The following is a 7,179-nucleotide window of genomic DNA, read 5'->3' on the forward strand; positions in this document are numbered from 1 at the left end:
TGTATTTTTTAAATTTGATCTCTGAAGACGATTTGCCCGTCCAGCATTGTGAGCAGCGACGATGCCTCGAGCCAGTATTCCGGAGGCAGGGCGGTAAAATCCTTGAGGACGATCAGGTCCGCCACCTTGCCCGGGGTGAGGGAGCCGCTCCAGGACTCCGCGCCGGAAACCCGCGCCGCGCCCAGAGTGTAGGCGTGAAGGGCTTCAGGCACGCTGATGCGCTGCTCAGGTAGCCAGGCCGGTTCACGCGGATCCAGGTTCTTCCTCCGCTCCACGGCGCTGTAGATGCCCGCGAAGGGATTGATCGTCTCGATGGGGGCGTCCGAACCGAAACCCACCGGTATGCCGGCAGAGAGGATGGACCGGAAGCTGTAAGCCTCGTGCCTGATCTGGCGCCAGTGAGCTTCGATCATGTCCACGTCGTTGGCCAGATGCACGGGCTGAAGGGCGCAGTAAGCCCCACATTCCTTCAGCAGGGGGATGTCTTCAGGCCGGATGGCCTGCACATGCTCGATCCTGAAAGGGCTGGGAGCTTTCAGTCCGCTGCGTTGCAAGCGCAGCAGGGCCTGGATCACCGTGAACACCGCGCGGTCGCCAATGGCGTGCACCAGGCAGGTAAAACCGTGTTCCGCGGCTTGTTTGGCCAAAGCATGGATCTCTTCTCCGCTGTGGCGCAGAATGCCGCGATTGCCGGCGGATTGGGGATTTTCGCCAAAAATGGCACCGGTTTGCGAACCCAGCGAACCATCGGCAAAAAGCTTCAAGCCGCCCAGGCGATACCAGTGGTCGCCGCTGCCGGTGCGGAGGCCGGAATCCCGCAGGGTGGCAAACTCCTCCAGATAAAAATGGCGGCAAACCCTCAGCAACCGGCTTTGGGAGCAAAACTCCTCCAGGACCCTCGCCCCGGCGGGCACTTCCATGCTGTGAACGCTCACCAGGCCAAGCTTGTGGATCTCGCGGGCAGCCTGTTCAAGACAGCGGAGGGTTTGCTCGTCCGAGAGCGGGACAATGAACTTCTCCAGATGTTCAGAGGCAGTTTCCACCAGGATCCCGGTCGGATGACCGGCAGAGTCCATGTGGATCCGGCCGCCGGCGGGGTCCGGACTGGCAGACGATATCCCCGCGGCTTTCAGAGCCGCGGTATTGCACCAGCGGCTGTGGTAATCCTTGCTATAGAGAGCGGTGGGGGTATGGGGGAAGAATTCGTCCAGTAGTTTATGGTTCAGGGCCTGGGGCTCGTCCAGGCTGTTTTTGTCCCAGCCGCCACCCAGGATCCAGCGTGGCAGTTCCGGGTTGGTCCGCCGGTAAGTTTCCAGACGCTGACGAATCCCAGCGACGCTGGAGCAACCGGCCAGATCGATCTGGGCCCGGTTTTTGGCGTATTCTGTGAAATGCGTGTGGGTATCCGTAAAGGCCGGCAACAACAGGTTACCGCGCAAATCGATTAGCTCGAAAGGCTCCGGGGAACCGTGCTTGCAGTCGTCCAGGCTGCCGATCGCAGCGATCCTGCCTCGCGCCACCAGCAGCGAGGAGTTGAGCATCGCGCCGGGAGTCTCGCAGGTTACCAGGCGGCCGTTAGTGAAGATATAGTTCATTGATCACAAGCTCCAGCGCTGATTCCAGCTTGTTGGGGGCCACGGCGATGTTGAGCCGGATCCAGCCCCTGGCCCGCTTGCCGAAGGCCCGTCCGGGAACGCAGATCACGCCTTGGGCAGCCAGGTCCTCACAGATCTGCAGGTCATCGCCCCGCGTGCGCAGCATCAGATAGGGTCCGGCCGCGGGCGCCAAAACTTCTTTCCGCCAGGGTTTCAGCCTGTTCAAGGCAAGTTCGCGGCAGCTTTTCAACTGCTCCAGTACATCCTGGGAGGCCGCCAATCCCTCTTCCGCCAGCGCGTACACCGCCAGATGCTGGGAAAGCCAGTTGCTGCAGGTGGATACGTATTGCCGGGTCTTCACCACGGCCTCCGCCAGTTCCGGCGGCGCCACAATCCAGCCTATCCTCCAGCCGCTGAGGCAGTGCGATTTGGAGAGGCCGCCCAGCAAAAACAGATTAGATAAGCGTCCAGAGAATTCCGGCACCTTACCTGCGAAAACAAGGCGGTCATAGATCCCGTCCACGATCAAAGTGATACCGCGCTCCGAGCAGAGCCCGGCCAGGCGGTCCGCCTCCGCCTCCGTGAAGATGTGGCCCGCGGGATTGGAGGGGTGGCTGAAAACCAGGGCTTTTACTTCTGTAGTTAACAGCCTGTCCCAGAGTTTCCAATCCACACTTGAGAGATCACTTTCAAAAGGTAAACGTATAACACTGCAATCCAGCATCTTGGCGATTGCCGAATAGGCGGGATAATCCGGATCCGGAATGGCCACGCTGTCGCCGGGATCGAGCAGCGCCAGCATGCTCACGAACAGGGCTTCCTCCACTCCGTTGCAAACGCAGACGGAGGATGAAGCGCAGCCGGGATGGAGTTTGGCGACAGCTTCCCTGAGTTCAGGAATTCCGGCGTTGGGGGTGTAAACCGGGGTTTCCGTCTGCAGCAGTTCCAGCGCTTTGCTCCGCAGGGATGAAGGCAGGGGAAAGCCGAGCTCGCCCAAAGCCAGGTTGATGGCGCCGGGCGGCGCGGCCTGCATGATCCGGCGAATGAGGGAAAGTTCGATGCCCCGCAGGCGCCGGGCCTCAGTCAAAGACGGCACGCAGGTCCTGCTCGAGCTGCACGGCGTTGTCGGTCTTGGCATCGCGGTATTTAACGATCACGGGGCAATAGACCTGAAAGCTTGGATAGTTCTTCATCTGCCGGCTGCCGGGTACCACCACGGCACCTTCCGGCACGGTGAAAGAACCGCCGGGATCGCGCTGGAGGAACTCCGAGCGCACGGAATCCCAGATGGGCGTGGAAGCCGTGATCACGGTCCCGGAGGCGATCACAGCCCGTTTTTGGACCAAAATGCCTTCGTAGATGCCGGTGTTGCCGCCGATGAAGGCGTCATCCTCGATCACCACGGGGCGGGAACCTATGGGCTCCAGCACCCCGCCGATCATGGCGCCGGCGGAGAGGTGGACGTTTTTTCCGATCTGGGCGCAGGAACCCACGAGGGCATGGGAATCCACCAAAGTGCCGCTGTCCACGTAGGCTCCGATATTGATGAAGGCAGGCGGCATCACTGTCACCCCGGGGGCCACATAGCAGCCGCTGCGCGCGGAACTGCCTCCGGGCACGATCCGCACCTTGTCCGCGAGCGTGAAAACCTTCTCCGGCAGGGTGTCCTTGTCAAAAAAACTCTTGCCGGCACTCCAGGGCATTTCCGCGAGCGTCCCCATCCGGAAACCGGTGAGAATGCCCATCTTGATCCACTGATTCACTTTCCAGCCTTGCAAAGAGGGCTCGCAAGCCCTGATCCGGCCTTCGTTCAGGGCTTGGATGAAGGCCGTGAAGAGGTCTCTGTCCGCGGGAGTGTATGCCTCCGGCTTGGCCTGATAGAGGGCGGTGATGGCGTCTTGCATGGTTTAAACCTCGTTGATGGCGTGTTTGAGACGGGTAAGGGCTTCGGTCAGGACCGCGCGCGGGCAGCCGAAATTCAGCCTCTGGAAGCCCGCGCCATCGTCTCCGAATTTCAGTCCGGGATCGAGGGCCAGCCTGGCTTTGTTTACCAACAGCTCGGCGATCGCCTGATCGGAGAGGCCCAGGGCGCGAAAATCGATCCAGGCCAGATAGCTGGCCTCCGGTTTGAGCATCCGCAACTGGGGAAGTTCCCGCGCGAAAGCCTCCAGCAGGAAGTCGAGGTTGCCTTGCAGATAGGCCAGAAGCTCCTGCAGCCAGGCGTCGGAATCCCGGTAGGCGGCGATGGTGGCCTCGATTCCAAAGCTGTTGCCCATGTAGAGATGATATTTTTCGATGGCGGTGGCCAAAGGCTGGCGCAGTGAGGGATTTTTCACCAACACCACCGCGCTGGCGAGTCCGGCCAGATTGAAGGATTTGGCCGGCGAGAGGCAGCAGAGGGTGATGTCCGCGAAATCATCCAAAGCCGCCAGGGAATAAGCTTTGACGCCATCATAGGCCAGATCGGCGTGGATCTCGTCGCTGATCACTTTCACATCGTGGCGCTGGCAAAGCTGACCCATTTGGCGCAGCTCCGCCTCGCTCCAGAGCCTGCCCACGGGGTTGTGGGGACTGCAGAGGATGAACAGCTTGGCGCTTTGGAGTTTGCGTTCAAAGTCGTCGAAATCGATCTCATAGCGTCCGCCCTGCAGCAGCAGCGGCGAAGTGAGCAGGACGCGGCCCTGGTCCAGAACCGCGTTGTGGAAAGGCCGGTAAACCGGGGTCTGGATCAGCACTCCGTCTCCGGGCTGAGAAAGCACCGAAACCGCCAGGCTCACCGCGGGCATCACCCCTGGCGAGGACAGCAGCCAGTTGCGGTCAGCCTTAAGTCCATACCGATTTTCCGCCCAGTTCAGAACGGTGTCGTAAAACACTGGCAGACGCAGGTTGTAGCCAAAGACGCCGTGATCGAGCCGTTTTTGCAGGGCCTCCCTGATGGCCGGGGCCACGGGAAAATCCATGTCCGCCACCCAGAGTGAGATCAGGTCGTCGCGCCCGTAGATCATGGCAAGGGCGTCATATTTGAAGCAGCCGCTGCCACGCCGGTCGGTCAGCCGGTCAAAATCAAAGTTCATTGCCCGTCCTGGCCCTGTCTTTCCTTCACTCTGCGGATCACGCCCACCATCTTGTCCAGTTCATCGTTCAGCCTTGCCTGAGGGGCCAGGTCCGCGATGTTGTACATGATCTCCAGCATCTTGGGAAAGGAGGCGGGGCTTTTCAGGACGCGCGGTTTCCCACGGCGGTCGGTGAATTCCAGAAACATGTAGTAGGTGATCACCTTGCGCAGCTCCATGCTGCTGATCCTGTCGTATTCGATGGGCACGGAGGGCAGCAGCAGATAGCGGAACCAGAGGCATTCGGGGGTGAAGATCACGGAGTTAAGCGTGGTGAAATGCTTGAAGAGCGCGTCCAGCGAAACGAACAGCACCAGCAGGGGCACAAATTTCATCAGAAAGGGGCTGGTGTTACGGATCACAAAGAACAGCACGAAGATGCAATAGCCGGAGATCAGGCTGTGGGCCACAATGCCCAAAACCCTTTTCACCACAGGCATCCGGTAGCGCACGGGCATGCGCCCCCGCACTAAGTCGAAATTCAGCTCACGCGGCACTGATACTCTCTCCAGAGGCGGTTCACGCTTTCCAGGATCACGCTGTCGGCCGGGGCGGCGTCGAAGAGGTTGTGGCGGTCCTTGTCGCCGTGGAAATCGCTGCCGGCGGTCATGTAGAGCCCGTTGTTCTGGCAGATCTCTTTGTAGGCCTGGATCTGATACTGATAATGGTCCGGATGCCAAACCTCAAGGCCATCGATGCCCATGGCGATGAATTCCTCGATGTAGCTTTCCTTTTCCAGCTTGCCCGGATGGGCGATCAGCGCGAAGCCTTGCGCCTCGTGGATCACCCTGATGGCGTCTGGAACGGAAAATTCCGGCTTGGGCGAATAGGCGGGTTTGTCGTTGCCGATATATTTGTCGAAAGCTTCGTTTTTGGAGTGCACATAGCCGCGGTCAACCAGGATCTGCGCGATGTGCGGTCGCACGATCAGTTCGCGGCTGCCGGCCACGGCCACCACTTCATCCAGGGTGAGTTCCAAGCCCAGGTCGGCCAGTTTGTCGATCATCCGGATGGCCCGTTCCCGCCGGCCGATCAGATACATTTCCATCATCTCCACCAGCGAGGGGGATTCCAGATTTACCCCCAGGGCGAGGATGTGGACGTCGGAGCCTTCATGATCAGAGCTGATCTCCATCCCAGGCAGGATCCGCAGCGGCGCAACGTCTTCCGGAAGCATCCGGTAGGCGTCTCCGGTATCGTGATCCGTAATGGAGATCAGGTCCAGTCCGATTTGCCGAGCACGACTGACCAGCTGCGCAGGACTGAGCAATCCATCTGAAACGTTGGTGTGCAGATGGAGATTGATGCGCTTGATGGGATCTATATTCTTGACGATCATAATCTCTTTTCTATTGACGTAATTCTGGCTACCCAAAAATCGTCAATGATTTTTTTATGATCATGACCCCTGCCGGGGGAAATGGATCCGCAAGCTCAAGGAGAAACCGATGGAATACGATCCGCTCAAAGACCGCGCCGCCCGTGTGATCAGGATTTGGCCTGCCGCCCGCGCGCTTTTCTACCGCGCCCTGGACCTGCTGCTGCTGCGGCAACGCCACGTGAAACGCGCCCTAAGCCAGCACTTTCCCTCCGCGCGAGGGTTTCGCCACTACGACGCCGGAGCAGGTTTCTGCCAGTATTCCTGGCATGTGCTGAAGCACTATCCCACCGCCAAAGTCTTTGCCAGCGATCTCAAGCGCGATTACCTGGAGGATTTTGCCCGCTACGCCAAACAGCGCTTTCCCGGCCGTTTCTCCTGGCAGCAGGCCGACCTGCAGACCTTCACGCCGCGCAATTCCTATGATCTGGTTACCGCGATCGACATCCTGGAACACATTCCGGACGACCTGGCCGTGCTGCGCAATTTCCACAGCGCGATGGCGGCAGGCGGGATCCTGATCATCTCCACACCCTCGGATACCGATGAGGCGGCCAAATTCACCTCTGAGCACGTCCGCCCCGGCTACAACAAGGCCGAACTGGAGGATAAACTGCGCGCCAGCGGCTTCGCCATCCTGGAAAGCAAATACAGCTACGGCGCTTGGGGCAGCCTGTCCTGGCGCCTGCTGATGAAGCATCCGCTCATCCTGATCGCCAAAAGCAAGCTCTTCCTGCCGCTCCTGCCACTGTATTACCTTTTGATCTATCCCTTGGCGGAGATCCTGATGCGCCTGGACCTCAAAGGCAATAACAAAACCGGCACCGGGATCATCATTGTGGCCCAAAAAAAGCCCTGACTCCGCTGGCAAAAACCCACGTCGTCCCCAATATCAATACGGTATCAATACGGAATCAATACGGATTTCATCCGTAATGATTCCGTATTGATACCGTATTGATATTTCAGACTGTTGACAAAGCTCCACAATACCCCATGAAATAATTAAAAAATATGCAAGAAAAAGCTTGACAAGAAATTGGCTTATTATATTGTGGCGCTATTAAATATGTGATTCAAGTTGGTGCCCAAT

The 7,179-nt window shown here is 59.0% G+C and carries 7 protein-coding genes; 1 reads left to right on the plus strand and 6 read right to left on the minus strand.

Annotation, left to right across the window (positions count from 1 at the left end):
• Positions 1-8: 8 nt before the first annotated feature.
• Genes LHW45_08805 through LHW45_08830 form a run of 6 tightly spaced genes read right to left on the minus strand, consistent with a single transcriptional unit; the run spans position 9 to position 6,047 of the window.
• Positions 9-1,595: an amidohydrolase gene (locus tag LHW45_08805; GenBank protein MCB5285671.1), complete on the minus strand. Its 1,587-nt coding sequence runs from the start codon at positions 1,593-1,595 to the stop codon at positions 9-11.
• On the minus strand, positions 1,576-2,691 hold the full coding sequence (locus LHW45_08810; protein MCB5285672.1) for a pyridoxal phosphate-dependent aminotransferase: 1,116 nt from the start codon (positions 2,689-2,691) through the stop codon (positions 1,576-1,578). The genes LHW45_08805 and LHW45_08810 overlap by 20 nt, the downstream gene beginning before the upstream one ends.
• On the minus strand, positions 2,675-3,499 hold the full coding sequence (locus LHW45_08815; protein ID MCB5285673.1) for a 2,3,4,5-tetrahydropyridine-2,6-dicarboxylate N-succinyltransferase: 825 nt from the start codon (positions 3,497-3,499) through the stop codon (positions 2,675-2,677). Before LHW45_08815 ends, LHW45_08810 begins: the two co-directional genes overlap by 17 nt.
• 3 nt (positions 3,500-3,502) lie before the next feature.
• Entirely contained in the window at positions 3,503-4,669 is a 1,167-nt protein-coding gene (locus LHW45_08820; protein MCB5285674.1) for a pyridoxal phosphate-dependent aminotransferase, read from the minus strand.
• Complete coding sequence (locus tag LHW45_08825; protein ID MCB5285675.1) at positions 4,666-5,205, minus strand: hypothetical protein; 540 nt, start codon at positions 5,203-5,205, stop codon at positions 4,666-4,668. Before LHW45_08825 ends, LHW45_08820 begins: the two co-directional genes overlap by 4 nt.
• The gene (locus LHW45_08830) at positions 5,190-6,047 is read right to left on the minus strand and encodes a PHP domain-containing protein (protein MCB5285676.1); all 858 of its coding nucleotides are present in this window, start codon (positions 6,045-6,047) and stop codon (positions 5,190-5,192) included. Before LHW45_08830 ends, LHW45_08825 begins: the two co-directional genes overlap by 16 nt.
• Before the next feature lie 109 nt (positions 6,048-6,156).
• Here LHW45_08830 and LHW45_08835 point away from each other — a divergent pair, with 109 nt between their 5' ends.
• Positions 6,157-6,945: a methyltransferase gene (locus LHW45_08835; GenBank protein ID MCB5285677.1), complete on the plus strand. Its 789-nt coding sequence runs from the start codon at positions 6,157-6,159 to the stop codon at positions 6,943-6,945.
• The last annotated feature ends 234 nt before the right edge of the window (positions 6,946-7,179 follow it).

This window comes from Candidatus Cloacimonadota bacterium (assembly GCA_020532085.1).
GTDB lineage: Bacteria > Cloacimonadota > Cloacimonadia > Cloacimonadales > Cloacimonadaceae > Syntrophosphaera.